The following is a 15,194-nucleotide window of genomic DNA, read 5'->3' on the forward strand; positions in this document are numbered from 1 at the left end:
GAGTTGGGGCGAGCTGCAGACGTTTGTCAGTCTGGCTGTCGTCGGGTTTCTGCGCTCCTCCCCGCTTTCCTGGTTCGCCGGTTGTGCACCGGTGCGTGCCGGCCAGGTCTGTGCACCGGATTCCCGCGAGAACATGGTCTCGTGAAACGACGCAGATTAGCGCCCCCGGCTCCGGTCGATGACCCGATCCGATTCAGAGACGCGATCCGACTTGGTGACCCGATTCGCTTCGGCCCTCGGCCGCAGCTGGAGGTCGACGGAAATCGCGAGCCGGGGTCGGCAGCGCTGGAGAGCGAATGCGTCGTTGCCGGCTACCGACTGATTCGGTTGCTCGGCACGGGGGACCGCGCTGCAATCTATCTCGGACATTCCGGCAGCGGCGCCATGGTCGCCCTCAAGGTATTCCGTGCCGACACCGACTCGGCGAGCATCGAGAGCGACATCGCCGTCCTCACCTCGGCCGCAGCGCCGGGGCTCGTCCGGCTGCTCGATGTCGCGCAGCTCGGTGATGGTCGAATCTGCCTGATCCTAGAACGGCTCACCGGGGGGTCGTTGGCCCGCTATTTGATCGAACATCCCGTGCTGTCGCCGGGCGAAGCGGTGACCCTCCTCGCCCCCGTCGTGGTGGCCCTCAACGCGCTGCATTCTGCCGAGTTCGCACACGGCAGCCTCAGCCAGGCCACCGTACTGCTCGACGCGACCGGCCGCTCCGTGCTGACCGGATTCGGTGCGATCCGCCAGTTCAGCGACGCCCTACGAGAGCGGATGCCGCTCCTCCGCGCCGATTACACCCGGCTGGCGACCATCGGGCGGTGCGTCTGTGCTGGGCTCGCCGAGACTGACGCGCGCAGCCACGGCGGGGCAGAATTGATCCGGCGGTTCCACGAGGCGGTGGATCCGAGCGACGGTGCGGGTCGGTACGGTGCTGGTCAAACCAGTGTTGGGCCGTACGATGTTGGCCGGTACGGCGCAGAACCTGGCGCGTTCCTCGCATCGGAACCGACGGAATCGATCCTGGTGGATCTGGAACGCGCCCTGTTCGACTGGGCCGACGCGGAACCGCTGCGGGGCTTTCGACTCGTCACCGAACCGGATCCCGGCAGCGCCGGATCGGCTGACCCGTCGATCGGTGGCCAGGAGGTTGCGGAGCCCGCCCGGCGAATGGGAAACCTGCAGATCCGAGGCACGTTCAGCGAACGCGGCCACGCTACCGAACGGACTGCGCCGGGCCCGTACGCCCCGGAACTCGACGACCCCGCTCTGCACGACCCCGACCCGTATCCTTCTGCTGCGAATCCTTCTGCTCTCAATGCGGGCCTGAGACCGCCCTCCCGGGCCCTCGGCAACCTGGTGGCGCGGGTCGCCGGGTCTCGGAAACTCCTCAGCAGGCTGCTCAGCCGGCTGCTCAACAATCTGGTTGACGCACGTCCGGTCGAGGCAATCGGGCATGGCCTGCGTAAACGACTGCATGGTCGTCGAAGGCCTTTCCTGGTGGCGGGTCTGGGCGGTGTCAGCGTGCTGGTGCTGGCACTGACCGTGTTTCCGCTCTCCGGGCACTCCGGACGCACCGGTCCGGCCGCCGACGCGGTGGCCGCCGGACCGCCCGCAACGTCCGCGACACCGGATAATAGCGACCATTCCTCAGACCACAGCCAGGCCGGTGGTGCCGTCTCCGACCTTGAAACGCCGGACGCGGCTGCGATTGCGGGGGATGATCCGATTGCGGCCGTGGTGGCGCTGCTCGCCGGCCGGGCCGCCTGCCTCGCTGCGGCGTCCCTCGTCTGCCTGGTGGGCGTCGACCAGACCGGGTCGGCCGTGCTGGCTCTGGACAGCTACGACGCGCGTCAGCGGCAACAGGGCGGGTCAGGGCCGCAACTGCCGGACTACGTGGGCTACCTGCCGACCCTCGCGGAACGAACCGGCAACCTGGCCGTTGTCGCACTCGCCCCGGGCGCCGAGAACGAAAAAGGCCAGCCAGCCTCGGTCCTTGTGGTCAAGGGCGAGGGCGGCTGGCGTCTTCGTGAGATTTTCGACTACTGATTTGCTCAGCGTCGGCAGATCCTGGAGCTTAGATGCCGAGGTTGCCCTCGAACGCTCCAGCTTCCAGACGTGCCTTCATCGTGGTGAGGAAGCGGGCAGCATCCGCTCCGTCGATGATGCGGTGATCATAGGACAGCGCGAGGTACACACTCGAACGAATCGCGATCGCGTCGAGGCCGTCGGTCGTGACGACGAGCGGCTTCTTATACACGATGCCGGTGCCCAGGATGGCGCTCTGCGGCAGGAACACCACGGGAGTGTCGAACAGGGCCCCGCGCGAACCGGTGTTGGTCAGCGTGAACGTTCCGCCGCTGAGCTCGTCGGGCTTGAGCTTGTTGTCCCGGGTGCGGGCAGCGAGGTCCGCGATCTGGGCGGCAAAGCCGGCCAGATCGAGTTCGCCGGCGTTGCGCACGACTGGAGTCAGCAAGCCACGTTCTGTATCGACCGCGATGCTGATGTTTTCCTGGGCCGGGTAGACAATCGTGTCGCCCTCGATCGTGGCGTTCACGATCGGGATGGCACGAAGCGCCTCGGCTGCGGCCAGGGCGAAGAACGGCAGGAACGAGAGCTTGTTGCCGGTCTTCTCGGCGAACGCACCCTTGACCCGGTCGCGCAGCATGGCCACCCGGGTGACATCCACCTCGACCACGGTCGTGAGCTGAGCGGATGACTGCATCGAGATGACAGCACGCTCGGCGACGACCTTGCGCAGGCGCGACATCGGCTGGGTAGTTCCGCGCAGCGGTGAGACCTCCAGGACTGGGGCGGCCGCGGCCGGCCGCGCTGACGAAGCCTGCACGATGTCTTCCTTGCGGATTCGTCCGCCCACCCCGGTGCCGCTGATGGTCGACAGGTCGACACCGGCTTCGTTGGCGAGCTTGCGCACGATGGGGGTGACGTACCCGCTGGTCCCGGCGTGCGAACCACGAGCGACCGGGGCGTCCACAACCGCAGCGGGTGCTGCGGCAACGGGGGCGGGAACTGCAACCGGGGCCGGAGCGGCAACGGGGGCGGGTGCTGCAACCGGGGCGGGAGCGGGTGCGGCAACCGGTGCGGGTGCGGCAACCGGTGCGGGCGCTGCGACCGGCTCGGGGGCGGCAACAGGTGCTGCAACCGGCTCCGGTGCTGCAACCGGTTCTGCCACGGGGGCTGCGGTTGCCTCGACCGGTGCCTCGGCTGCCGGAGCGGCAGCGCCGGACCCGTCGCCGATCGTCACGAGGGGTGTTCCGACCTCGACGGTCTCGTCTTCCTGCACCAGGATGGCCTCAATGATGCCGGCGACCGGGGACGGAATTTCCGTGTCCACCTTGTCGGTCGATACCTCGAGCAGCGGCTCGTCGACCTCCACGCGGTCGCCCACGTTCTTGAGCCAGCGGGTGACCGTGCCCTCTGTAACACTCTCTCCGAGTGCCGGGAGGCTGACGGATTCGCTCATGCGCATGTCTCCTTCAAAACCGTTTGATTGTCTAAAAATGGGATAAGAATGGGATTTCGACTACATCGCGTGAAGCGGTTTGCCGGCGAGAGCCAGGAAGGCCTCACCCATCGCTTCATTCTGCGTCGGGTGGGCGTGCAGGAACGGAGCAATGTCCTCCGGGTACGCTTCCCAGTTCACAACGAGCTGGCCTTCGCCGATGAGTTCGCCGACGCGGGCACCGATCATGTGGATTCCCACGATGGGGCCGTCCTTGACTCGAACGAGCTTGACCGACCCGGCGGTACCGAGAATCGAACTCTTGCCGTTTCCGCCGAGGTTGTACTCGTAGGTCGAAATCTGGTCGGCACCGAACTTGTCGGCAGCCTTCGCTTCGCTGTAGCCGACGGATGCAACTTCGGGGTCGCAGTAGGTGACCTTGGGAATGTTGATGTCTTCGACGAGGATCGGATTCAGTCCGGCGATTTCCTCGGCGACGAAGATGCCCTGCTGGAAACCGCGGTGGGCCAGCTGCAGGCCGGGAACGATGTCGCCGACGGCGTAGACGCCGGGAATGTTCGTGGCGAGACGCTCATCGGTGATAACGAAGCCACGATCCATGGTGACGCCGACCTCGTCGAAGCCGAGTCCGGCCGTGACGGGGCCGCGGCCGACAGCGACGAGCAGAAGGTCGGCCTCAACCGTTGCCCCGTTTTCCAGGGTGACGACGACGCCGGAGTCGCTCTGCGTGACACTCTGAAAGCGGATGCCGAGGGAGTACTCGATGCCGCGCTTGCGGAATGCACGTTCCAGCTGCTTGGAGATGGACTCTTCCTCGTTCGGAACGAGGTGCGGGAGCGCTTCGATGATCGTGACGTCGGCGCCGAAGGACTTCCAGACGCTCGCGAACTCAGCACCGATGACGCCGCCGCCGAGCACGGCGACCTTTTTGGGCACGTAGTCCAGGGCGAGCGCGGTCTCGCTCGTGATGACGCGGCCGCCGATCTCGAGGCCGGGCAGCGAACGGGCGTAGGAGCCGGTCGCGAGAATGACGTTCTTGCCGACGATCGTGTCCTCACCAACCTGAACGGTCGTGGGGGAGACCAGGTGGCCTTCACCCTCGATCACGGTGATGCCGCGAGCCTTGACCAAGCCTTGGAGGCCCTTGTACTTGCTCGCGACGATGCCCTCGCGGAACGCGGTGACCGCTGCCATGTCAATGCCCTCAAACGCGGTCTTGACACCGTATTTGGCCGACTCGCGGCTGACATCGGCGACCTCAGCCGAGTGCAGGAGAGCCTTGGTCGGAATGCAGCCGACGTGCAAGCAGGTGCCGCCGAGTTTTCCCTTCTCGATCAGACCAACGGTGAATCCCAGCTGCACGGCGCGCAGCGCTGCTGCGTATCCACCGCTTCCGCCACCGAGAACGACAATGTCAAAATTCTGTTCCGACACTCAGCTACTCCCTCGCGCTTAACGCTTTGTCACGACGGCCGATGAAATTGTGCTGATCGGCCACGTGGTTTGACAAGCTTTTTCTTGCCCCTACGACTGTACTACGGGCGTGAAAAGTCCTCGGCCAGTCGGAGCAGGGCCCGGACGGATACCCCGGTCGGTCCGGCCGCGGTGAATCCCCACCCCGCTCCCGAGTTCTGCGCAGGCCCGGCGATGTCGAGGTGAGCCCAGGGGATCGTCGTTCCGGCGGCATCCGTTCCGATGAATTCCCGCAGAAACACGCCGGCCAGCAGCATGCCGCCGGCCGTGCTGCCGATCTTGGCGTTGGCGATGTCAGCCACATCGGAGTTGAGGGTGGCGCGCAGCTCATCGGGGAACGGCATCGGCCAGGCTGCCTCACCGACGGCGGCGCTGGCAGCGAGAACCCGCTGCACCAGGGCATCATCGCCCATGGTGCCGAAATACCGGGTGCCGAGAGCGACGACGGCTGCGCCGGTCAAGGTGGCGACGTCGATGATCGCGTCTGGCTGTTCTTCGGCAGCGGCGACCAGACCGTCGGCGAGTACGAGGCGACCCTCGGCATCCGTGTTAAGCACCTCGACGGTGCGTCCACCGCGCATGCGCAGCACATCGTTGGGACGGATGGCTGAACCGGAGGGCATGTTCTCAGCGATGCACATCCAAGCCGTGATTCGGACGGGCAGTTCCAGCCGCGCCGCGGCGAGTACGACGGCGAGCACCGTGGCCGCACCGGTCATGTCGTATTTCATCCCCACCATGGACGCCGGCGGCTTGAGCGAGAGTCCGCCGGAATCAAAGGTGATGCCCTTGCCGACGAGCGCGAGGTGTCTGTCGGCTCCGCTCGGTGTGTAGCTGAGCTTGACCAGGCGTGGCGGGCGGGTCGAGCCCGCACCGACTCCGGCAATGCCGCCGAAGCCGTCGGCGGCCAGCTGCTGCTCGTCCCAGACGGTGACGGCGATCGGGAGGCCGGTGGCGGCTTCGACCGCGGCCGCGGCGAGTGACTCGGGGTACAGGTCAAGCGGCGGCATGTTTACGAGGTCCTTGACCAGGCGGATCGCCTCGGCGCTCGCGCTGGCCCGCGCAATGGCGTTGGGTGCCGCGACCCCGGTGTGCACGACCACACTCGACGCCGGCAGCTTGGCCGCGGCGAGCGAGCTGTGTCGGTACGCGGTGTAGGAGTAGCCGCCGAGAGCTGCGCCCTCGAGCACGGCCTCGACCTGATCGGCATCGGTCAGCGAAATGGCGAAGGCGACGGCACCGACGCCGGTCAGCTGGCGAACCGCGGAACCGGCAGCGTGCCGTAAGGCGTCGGTGTCGACGGTGCGTCCGAGTCCAACGATCGCGATCGCGCGCGGCGAACCGTCATCAGTGACCAGGCGCACGACCTCATCGCGGGCGCCGGTCACGCCGAGCAGCGGAAACTGGGCTGTGATCGCGGCGTTCAGCGTGTCGCTTCCGGTCGCGATGAGGCGCGCACCGTCATCCGTTTGTTGGGCAGCGACGATGAGAATCGCGGCGGGAGAGTCGACGGCGGACTTGGTGGACAGGGACAGGGTGGGAACGGTCATACTTCGATGGTAGCCACCGGGTTCAGGATCGCCGGTGGCCGGCAGCGCCAGCGCGCGAGGTGTTCGCTCTCGGCACTCCGTCAGAAGCCACCCAAAAACGGCAGTGCGGATTAGAGTTAAGGAATGTTAGACCCTGCTGAGCTGTACGAACTGACCTCTGACGCCGATGGCGTTCCAGAGGGATTACACCTGGTCGCGGGGCTGACCGGCTTCGCGGATGCCGGTGGTGCGGTCGCGCAATTCACTGACTATCTCCTCACCACCCTCGAGCACACCGTTGTCGCGTCGTTCGACACCGACGCTCTGCTGGATTACCGAGCGCGACGCCCGATCATCTACTTCGATCAAGACCACCTGACCAACTATCAGCCGCCGTCACTGCGCCTGTATCTGGCTCGTGACGAAATCGGGCAGCCGTTCCTGTTCCTGGCCGGGTTCGAGCCCGACTTTCGCTGGGAACAATTCACGGCCGCCGTGATGCAGCTGGTGGACCGGTTCACCGTTACCTCGACCACTTGGGTACACGCCATCCCGATGCCGGTTCCGCACACCCGTCCGATCGGCGTCACGGTGAGCGGCAATCGCTCCGACCTGATCGAGAATCGGTCGGTGTGGCGGCCGCACACGCAGGTCGCGGCCAACGTGCTGCACCTGCTTGAATTTCGGCTGCAGGAGCGCGGTGCCGGGGCGGTTGGCTACGTTCTGCTGGTGCCGCACTACCTGGGCGACGCCGAGTTTCCCGCCGCAGCACTGAGCGCGTTGGAGAGTACGAGCGCGTCGACCGGGTTGATCTTCCCCACCGATCGTCTGCGCGAAGCCAACCGTGAATTCGTCGCCCGCATCGACGACCAGGTTCGGGATAACCCCGAACTGGCCAAGCTCGTTGGCACCCTGGAGCAACGCTATGACGCCTACATGGAGGGCAGCCCATTACGGTCGCCGCTGACCGATGAAGACGGCGAGCTGCCCTCCGCCGACGAAATCGCCGCCGAACTGGAGAATTTCCTGGCCCTGCGTCGCAGCCGCGACGACGGCCCGTCGGCTTAACGACGGGTTCCGGCGGGGGCGTTCCGAAACCGGGGCACGCGCAAGCGCGGTAAGTTGGGACAAGTGAACTCCCGTCGATCCACCCTGATCTTTGTCATCGGATCGTTCGCGTACCTGTCCGCCGTGCTGCAGCGCACCTCGATGGGGATTGCGGGAGTGGCGGCCACCGAGCGTTTCGGCGGCTCGGCTGCCGTGCTCTCGAGCCTCGCCGTTGTGCAACTCCTGGTCTATGCCGCGGCACAGATCCCGGTCGGAGTTCTGATCGATCGTTTTGGGCCGCGGGTGCTCATGATCACCGGCACGGCACTCATGGTGATCGGGCAGATCACCCTCGCGCTCGCACCGGACATCACCCTTGCCGTCGTTGGGCGTATTCTCGTGGGCGCCGGCGATGCGACCATCTTCATCTCCATGATTCGCCTCATCAGCTCGTGGTTCAGCGGACGCATCGTTCCGCTGCTGTCCCAATGGATGGGCAATATCGGCCAGCTCGGCCAGGTTCTATCCGCGGTCCCCCTGGCCTGGCTGCTGCACACGAGCGGATGGGTGCCGGCTTTTCTCTCGGCCGCCTCCGTCGCCGTCATCGCCCTGATCGTGGTCGTCATCTTTGTGCGGGACCGCCCCAGCGACCTGACCGAGCAGGTCAGGGCGAACAGCCTGGCCATCGCGCTGACCCAGCTGCGGCACAGTTTCAAACGTCCAGGCACCCAGCTCGGGTTCTGGTCGCACTATGTGACGCAGTCCGCCGGCACCGTGTTCAGCCTGCTTTGGGGCTATCCGTTCATGGTTTTCGGCCTCGGCTACGAACCGGCCTTCGCTGCCGCCATGCTGACAGTGCTGGTCGGGGCCGGGCTCGTGTTCGGGCCCATTCTCGGCCTGCTGACGGCACGTCATCCCCTGCGCCGCAGCAATATCGTGCTGGGAATAGTCGCGGGCATAGCCGCCGCCTGGGCGCTCGTTCTACTCTGGCCGGGTATTCCGCCACTCTGGACTATTGTGCTTTTGCTCGTGGTACTCGGCATCGGCGGGCCAGGTTCGCTCATCGGCTTTGATTTTGCCCGCACCTTCAACCCGCAACGCAGTCTCGGTTCGGCAAACGGTGTGGTCAACGTCGGCGGGTTTACCGCGAGTTTCGTCACGATGTATCTGGTGGGGCTGCTGCTCGACCTGCAAAACGGATGGAAGGTCGCCGGGGGAGCGGCCAGCGACCTGTACGCCCTCGATGCCTTCCGGGTGGCGTTCTCGGTGCAATACCTCGTGGTCGGCATCGGAGTCGTATTTCTGCTGCACGCCCGCCGCCGCACCCGTCGCCAGCTCTCCCGCGATGAGGGAATAGAGGTGGCGCCCATCTGGGTTGCACTATCACGCGCCTGGAAACGGCGTAACGACTGATCGTAGTGCGTGGCGTGGCTTGTCGTCCAGACAAACCGTGCAATAATAATTCTAGGACCCGTTCTGGTCCAGGGCATCTCTACACCGTGTGGTACTTACAGTGTTGATTTGGGCAACCCTGGGCTTGACATGGGTCCAAGTTCTGCCCAAAAACGCATCTGGCGCCGTCACCGGTCGCACAGAAGCAGGTAAGACTCCGCATGAGAGGTGCTCCAATGGCAACCACCGTAAAGACCGAGGCGACCGACGAGGCGCCCACGACGACGGTCAAGAAGACCGTCACCAAGACTCCAGCAGCCAAGGCCGCCGCGACGAAGAAGTCCGCGGCCACCGCAGCTGGCGTCGACAAGCCTGCTCCCAAGAAGCGCGTCACCAAGGCCAAGGTCGTCAAGAAAGACGATGAAGCCGACGTCGACACCGCGCCGGACGGCGAGGAAGACGACTCAGACGACGAAGGTACCAAGCGCCCGGCTTCGACCGAGCCACTGCCGAGCGGCGCCCTCGTGCTGTCGCTGGTTGACGACGACGATGAGGTTCCGGTCTACTCGAGTGCCATCACCGGCGCGACGGCCGACCCGGTCAAGGACTACCTCAAGCAAATCGGTAAGGTCGCCTTGCTGAACGCTGCCGAAGAGGTCGAACTGGCCATGCGCATCGAGGCCGGCCTGTTCGCTGAGGACAAGCTGTCGGTCATGACCGATGTCGAGAAGAAAAACGCGCTCGGCCGCGAGTTGCAGTGGGTTGCCAAGGACGGCGCCCGCGCCAAGAGCCATCTGCTCGGTGCCAACCTCCGCCTCGTTGTCTCGCTGGCTAAGCGCTACACCGGTCGCGGCATGCAGTTTCTCGACCTGATCCAGGAGGGCAACCTGGGGCTCATCCGCGCCGTCGAGAAGTTCGACTACACCAAGGGCTTCAAGTTCAGCACCTACGCCACCTGGTGGATTCGTCAGGCGATCACCCGCGCAATGGCCGACCAGGCCCGCACCATCCGTATTCCGGTGCACATGGTCGAGGTCATCAACAAGCTCGCCCGGGTGCAGCGGCAGATGCTGCAAGACCTCGGCCGTGAACCCACGCCCGAAGAACTCAGCCGCGAACTCGATATGACGCCGGAAAAGGTCGTCGAGGTACAGAAATACGGTCGCGAGCCGATCTCCCTGCACACCCCGCTCGGTGAGGATGGCGACAGCGAGTTCGGCGACCTCATCGAAGACACCGAGGCCGTTGTACCAGCGGATGCCGTCGGTTTCACGATGCTGCAGAAGCAGCTCGAGAGCCTGCTCGATTCGCTCTCCGAGCGCGAAGCCGGCGTCATTCGAATGCGCTTCGGCCTCGGCGACGGCATGCCCAAGACACTGGACCAGATCGGCGACACCTTCGGTGTCACGCGTGAACGCATCCGTCAGATCGAGTCCAAGACGATGGCCAAGCTGCGCCACCCGTCCCGGTCGCAGTCCCTACGCGACTACCTCGAGTAAAGAGTGGCGTTGACACGGCGGTCCCGGATCGTGACTCTGCTCTCGTGAAGTCGGTGAAGTACGCTCCGGCGATTCTGATTGGTCGAGCGGTTCGGGTTCTAGCCCGGTGGCGCAAACCGGGTGGTGGCTCGGCCATCCCCGGCGTCGTCGTCAACCGCATCGCGCCTCGTTTTTTGGCCGACACCCTCAACGGCTTTCCGCTCGGTCTGGTCATCGTGACCGGTTCGAGTGGCAAGTCGACGACGACCAAGATGCTCGTCGCCATTCTGCGCGCGCACGGCCTGACCGTGTTCACCAACCAGTCGACGGCCAATATCAGCCAGGGTTTGACCAGCGCACTGCTTGAACGGGTCACCCTGACCGGGCGCATCGCCGGTGACGTTGCCGTTCTCGAAATGGACGAAGGGCACGGTGCCTTGATCGCCGGTTCGCTGAGCCCGCGCGTTGTCGCCCTCACCAACGTCATGGTCGACCAGATCGACCGGTTCCACGACTCAGAGATGGTCGCGGCCCTGCTCGGCAAGATCGCTGCCCGCGCCACTGAAACCGTGGTTCTCAATGCCGACGACCGCTACCTCGCCGACGTCGGCTCCAGGCTCGAACCGAGCATACGGGTGTCCAGCTACGGCGTCACCGCCGACGTTCTCACGCTGCACCCCCGTGGCCTGGGCTACGCCGACACCGCCGAATCGCGTCTGCCCGCTGGAATGGGACTCCAAGTGACCGGAATGGCGGGGCGAACTGCCGAAGTGGAATTCCCTTCCAACGGCGGCAGCCACAGCATTGCACTGCCGGCCCGCGGCATCCACTACGCCGTTGATGCTCTGACCGCGCTCGGCGCCGCCGAGGCCACGCTGGGGGAGACTTTCAACCCGGCGACCGCCTGTGCCGCACTCTCGGCTATGCCGGCCGTCTTCGGTCGCGGCGAAGTCGTCACCGTCGGCGGTAAAATGATCGAATTCGTGCTCGTGCAAAACCCGTCGAGCTTTCAGCTCAACGTGGACAGCCTCGAGGCCGGCACGGAGCAGATCATCGTGATCATCGGCTCCGATGTGCGGGATCCCTCCTATTTCTGGCCGGTCGATACCTCGGGGCTCGGCCACGTGCTGATCGCCTCCGGACTGAAGGCGCACGACATCGCCCTGCAGCTGGCCTACGACGGCGTGTCGGTCGATCGCATCGAACCCGACGTCCCGACCGCGCTGGATGCCTTCCTGGCACTGCCGGATCCCGTGTCCGGGGTGAAAACGATCATCTTCTCGGCTGACGGCATGCGGCGCACCCGCGCCCACCTCGGCCTCGTCTCCAACGTTGAGGAATCGTAAATGACCGCCACGTCGATTGAGCGCCCCTTCACGGTGGTCTCGCTGCTGCCCCGTCTCCTCGACACCAACGGCGATGCCGGCAATGCTCGCGTGTTCGCCCAGCGCGCCCGGTGGAGCGGCCGCGAAGCGAGAGTCGTCGACGTGCATACCCGGGCCGACCTGCCCGAACACGTCGACGCGGTGTCGATCGGATCGGGAACGGATGCTGCGCTGCTGCCCGCGAGGGATGCCCTGCGCACCTTGCTGGGAGACCTGCGAGTCTGGTCCAATTCCGGCGTGCCCATTCTGGCCGTGGGCACCGGCTGGGAGCTGATCAGCTGGGGGATAGACCTCGCTGGCGGAAGCGTAATCGAGGGACTCGGACTGGTCGCGGGCCACGCCGTTCCCCGCACGAAACGCGCCACCGACGACATCATCGTGTCGTCAAAGTTTGGGCGGCTGATCGGGTTCGAGAACCACGCCCGCGACTATGTCGGCGCTGAGGCGAGCCCGCTGGGCCGGGTGCTCCATGGCACAGGCAATGCGGATGCTCCGCCGAGCGGACCGCAGATTGAAGGCCTGACCATGGGTGAGGTGTTCTGCACCCACCTGCACGGTCCCGTTCTGGCCAGAAACCCCGGGCTGGCCGATCACCTGCTCGAGGCGGCATTCCGTCGCCGCGGTCTCGCCTATTCCCGCGGCGCTGTGGCCGAGCCCGTCGATGAGACGGCACGCACCGCGCGCAACCAGGTTGCGCTGAGGCTCGGGCAGCCGACCGAATAGCAGCCGGCCGTTAACGAGGAAACCGCACCCGAGACTGGCCTGAGCCAGCCGCGCGCGCGGCATCCGTTCTTTCGTCAGCTCGAGCCGAACGAGATTATTGACCAGCTAGGAACGCTGGTCTTCGAGCAGACGACTTGACTCGTCGTGCCAGCTCTCGGCAATGCTCGCGAGCTTCTCCTGGTGCTTACGGCCGTGGTGAGCACAGAACAGCAACTCACTGTTCTTCACGACGACGCGAATGTAGGCCTGGGCACCACAGGCATCGCAGCGGTCGGCTGCGGTGAGCTGGTGGGGGGCGCCCTGCTTGTTCTCAGCACCGTTGTCTACAGCACCATTTTCGGTGGCGATCTGGGACATATTCTCCTCCTCCAGACTTTGTTGCTTGAACCCTTTGACTAATGTAAACACGGCCTGGCTGGGTTTACGCGGTGATTGGGTGGTATTTCGCTCACCGCGTAGCCGTGTTGCTCAGTTGTGACCCGTGCGAGACGCGAGGGGCGGCAGGCGTTGCGCGAAGGCACCCCGGTTGGCCCCGGTATTCTTGGTTGTTGTGAGTTCTGACTATTCTGCGCGCCACCTATCCGTCCTCGAAGGACTGGAGGCAGTGCGCAAACGCCCCGGCATGTACATCGGCTCGACCGACTCTCGCGGTCTGATGCACTGCCTGTGGGAGATCATCGACAACTCGGTTGACGAGGCCCTCGGTGGCCACGGCGCGAGCATCAATATCGAGCTGCACCCCGATCAGAGCGTCGAGGTGCGCGACACGGCCCGCGGTATCCCGGTCGATATCGAACCCAAGACCGGCCTGACCGGCGTCGAGGTCGTCTTCACCAAACTGCATGCCGGCGGCAAGTTCGGCAGCGGATCCTATGCCGCGTCGGGCGGATTGCACGGGGTCGGAGCATCCGTCGTCAACGCTCTGTCCGAACGTCTCGATGTCGAGGTCGACCGGGACGGCAAGACCTGGGCCATGTCCTTCCACCGCGGAGAGCCCGGCCTGTTCGCCGACACGGGGGAGAAAAGTCCGGACGCCCCGTTCACTCCGTTTGAGAACCAGAGCGAGCTGCGGGTGATCGGCAAGGTCAAGCGCGGCGTCACCGGAACCCGCATCCGCTATTGGGCCGACCGGCAGATTTTCACCAAAGGTGCAGCCTTTCAGACCGACGAGGTGCTGAACCGGGCCCGGCAGACGGCGTTCCTGGTTCCGGGCCTGGCGATCGAGGTCGCCGACCGGCGCACCGACGAGCAGGTGGTCAGCCTGTTCCAGTTCGATGGCGGGATCAGCGAATTCGTCGAGCATCTTGCGACGGATGCCCCGATCACCGACACCTGGCGGCTGACCGGCAGCGGCACCTTCAGCGAAACCGTACCGGTGCTCACCGACGGGGGCGCCATGGTGCCCACCGAACTCGTGCGCGATTGCGAGGTGGATATCGCCCTGCGCTGGGGGACCGGCTACGACACGATCGTGCAGAGTTTCGTGAACATCATCGCCACGCCGAAGGGAGGCACGCACCAGGCCGGTTTCGACGCCGGGCTGCTTAAATTTCTGCGCGGTCAGCTGGAGCTGAATGCCCGCCGGCTCAAGGTCGGCAGCGACAAGCTCGACAAGGACGACGTGATGGCCGGCCTCACCGCCGTGCTCACCGTGCGTCTGCCCGAACCGCAGTTCGAGGGCCAGACGAAAGAGGTGCTCGGCACGCCGGCCGTGCGTGCGATCGTTGCCAGCGTTGTCGCCAAGGCCATGGCGGAGCGCTATGCCTCGGCGAAACGTGACGACAAAACCCAGTCAGCGCTGTTGCTCGACAAGATCGTCGCCGAAATGAAGTCGCGCATCTCCGCCAGGGCGCACAAGGAAACCCAGCGGCGTAAGAACGCCCTGGAGAGTTCCTCCCTGCCGGCCAAGCTGGTCGATTGCCGCAGCAACGACGTGTCCACGAGTGAGCTGTTCATCGTCGAGGGCGACTCAGCGCTCGGCACCGCCAAGCTCGCGCGCGACAGTGAGCATCAGGCGTTGCTGCCGATCCGCGGCAAGATTCTGAACGTGCAGAAGGCATCCGTTTCGGACATGCTCTCCAACACCGAGTGTGCCTCGATCATCCAGGTGATCGGTGCCGGCTCCGGGCGCAGCTTCGACCTGTCGGCGGCGCGCTACGGCAAAGTCATCATCATGAGCGACGCCGATGTCGACGGCGCCCATATTCGCACCCTGCTGCTCACCCTGTTCTTTCGCTACATGCGCCCGATGATCACCGAGGGCCGCGTGTTCGCTGCGGTGCCGCCGCTGCACCGGGTGGTCGTGATGAACCCGGGCAGCAAGCCCAACGAGACCATCTATACCTATTCCGAAACCGAGTTGCACGCGGTGTTGACGGCGCTCGAGAAGAAGAATCGCCGCTACCAAGACCCGATCCAGCGCTATAAGGGCCTCGGCGAAATGGATGCCGACCAGCTCGCGACAACGACCATGGAACGCGCCCACCGCACCCTGCGCCGGGTGCGCGTCGACGATGCCGAGGCGGCCGGCAAGGTGTTCGAACTGCTCATGGGTAACGATGTGGCCCCGCGCAAGGAGTTCATCATCGACAGCTCCGACAAGCTCTCCCGCGATCGCATCGACGTCTAGACGGACACCCGCTTTGGCTCAGAGCCCAGTCCATGGACGCGCACCGGGGGCTAATTCAGGACG

11 protein-coding genes are annotated in these 15,194 nt (G+C 65.2%); 7 read left to right on the forward strand and 4 right to left on the reverse strand.

The annotated features are described in order from the left end of the window. The first annotated feature begins 141 nt into the window (after positions 1-141). Positions 142-2,040 carry a protein kinase gene (locus E3T31_RS11600; RefSeq protein ID WP_166788485.1) on the forward strand — a complete coding sequence of 633 codons (1,899 nt, stop codon included), beginning with the start codon at positions 142-144 and terminating at the stop codon, positions 2,038-2,040. 28 nt (positions 2,041-2,068) lie between these two features. Here E3T31_RS11600 and E3T31_RS11605 read toward each other — a convergent pair whose 3' ends face one another. The 3 genes from E3T31_RS11605 to E3T31_RS11615 form a co-directional block, all read right to left on the reverse strand. Continuing rightward, on the reverse strand, positions 2,069-3,475 hold the full coding sequence (locus E3T31_RS11605; protein WP_134468838.1) for a 2-oxo acid dehydrogenase subunit E2: 1,407 nt from the start codon (positions 3,473-3,475) through the stop codon (positions 2,069-2,071). Between the two features lie 60 nt (positions 3,476-3,535). Continuing rightward, on the reverse strand, positions 3,536-4,909 hold the full coding sequence (lpdA, locus tag E3T31_RS11610) for a dihydrolipoyl dehydrogenase (protein ID WP_134468839.1): 1,374 nt from the start codon (positions 4,907-4,909) through the stop codon (positions 3,536-3,538). Positions 4,910-5,010: 101 nt separating this feature from the next. Beyond that, positions 5,011-6,498 carry a leucyl aminopeptidase gene (locus tag E3T31_RS11615; protein ID WP_134468840.1) on the reverse strand — a complete coding sequence of 496 codons (1,488 nt, stop codon included), beginning with the start codon at positions 6,496-6,498 and terminating at the stop codon, positions 5,011-5,013. 123 nt (positions 6,499-6,621) lie between these two features. Between E3T31_RS11615 and E3T31_RS11620 the strand changes: the two genes are divergently transcribed. The 5 genes from E3T31_RS11620 (at position 6,622) to E3T31_RS11640 (ending at position 12,502) form a co-directional block, all read left to right on the forward strand. After that, positions 6,622-7,545 (forward strand): proteasome assembly chaperone family protein, encoded by a 924-nt coding sequence (locus E3T31_RS11620; protein ID WP_134468841.1) that lies wholly within the window; start codon positions 6,622-6,624, stop codon positions 7,543-7,545. Positions 7,546-7,608: 63 nt separating this feature from the next. Beyond that, a complete protein-coding gene (locus E3T31_RS11625) occupies positions 7,609-8,937 on the forward strand; it encodes a nitrate/nitrite transporter (protein ID WP_134468842.1) in 1,329 nt (442 codons plus the stop codon). Positions 8,938-9,137: 200 nt separating this feature from the next. Further along, on the forward strand, positions 9,138-10,415 hold the full coding sequence (locus E3T31_RS11630) for an RNA polymerase sigma factor (protein ID WP_134468843.1): 1,278 nt from the start codon (positions 9,138-9,140) through the stop codon (positions 10,413-10,415). Positions 10,416-10,459: 44 nt separating this feature from the next. After that, a complete protein-coding gene (locus E3T31_RS11635) occupies positions 10,460-11,740 on the forward strand; it encodes a MurT ligase domain-containing protein (RefSeq protein ID WP_166788486.1) in 1,281 nt (426 codons plus the stop codon). After that, a complete protein-coding gene (locus E3T31_RS11640) occupies positions 11,741-12,502 on the forward strand; it encodes a type 1 glutamine amidotransferase (RefSeq protein WP_134468845.1) in 762 nt (253 codons plus the stop codon). It abuts the gene before it with no gap. 105 nt (positions 12,503-12,607) lie between these two features. Here the strand turns inward: E3T31_RS11640 and E3T31_RS11645 are convergent, their stop codons facing one another. Then, complete coding sequence (locus E3T31_RS11645) at positions 12,608-12,859, reverse strand: hypothetical protein (protein WP_166787589.1); 252 nt, start codon at positions 12,857-12,859, stop codon at positions 12,608-12,610. Between the two features lie 193 nt (positions 12,860-13,052). Between E3T31_RS11645 and E3T31_RS11650 the strand changes: the two genes are divergently transcribed. Beyond that, positions 13,053-15,131, forward strand: coding sequence for a type IIA DNA topoisomerase subunit B (locus tag E3T31_RS11650; RefSeq protein WP_134468846.1), 2,079 nt, complete (start codon positions 13,053-13,055; stop codon positions 15,129-15,131). The last annotated feature ends 63 nt before the right edge of the window (positions 15,132-15,194 follow it).

It is taken from the genome of Cryobacterium sp. TMS1-13-1, from assembly GCF_004403125.1.
Classification (GTDB): Bacteria; Actinomycetota; Actinomycetes; order Actinomycetales; family Microbacteriaceae; genus Cryobacterium; species Cryobacterium levicorallinum.

Excerpts from the sequence above, each read along its gene's own strand:
- E3T31_RS11605 (WP_134468838.1), bottom strand. The coding sequence starts at position 3,475 with ATGAGCGAATCCGTCAGCCTCCCGGCACTCGGAGAGAGTGTTACAGAG.
- E3T31_RS11615 (WP_134468840.1), bottom strand. The coding sequence starts at position 6,498 with ATGACCGTTCCCACCCTGTCCCTGTCCACCAAGTCCGCCGTCGACTCT.
- E3T31_RS11620 (WP_134468841.1), top strand. The coding sequence starts at position 6,622 with ATGTTAGACCCTGCTGAGCTGTACGAACTGACCTCTGACGCCGATGGC.
- E3T31_RS11630 (WP_134468843.1), top strand. The coding sequence starts at position 9,138 with ATGAGAGGTGCTCCAATGGCAACCACCGTAAAGACCGAGGCGACCGAC.
- E3T31_RS11640 (WP_134468845.1), top strand. The coding sequence starts at position 11,741 with ATGACCGCCACGTCGATTGAGCGCCCCTTCACGGTGGTCTCGCTGCTG.
- E3T31_RS11645 (WP_166787589.1), bottom strand. The coding sequence starts at position 12,859 with ATGTCCCAGATCGCCACCGAAAATGGTGCTGTAGACAACGGTGCTGAG.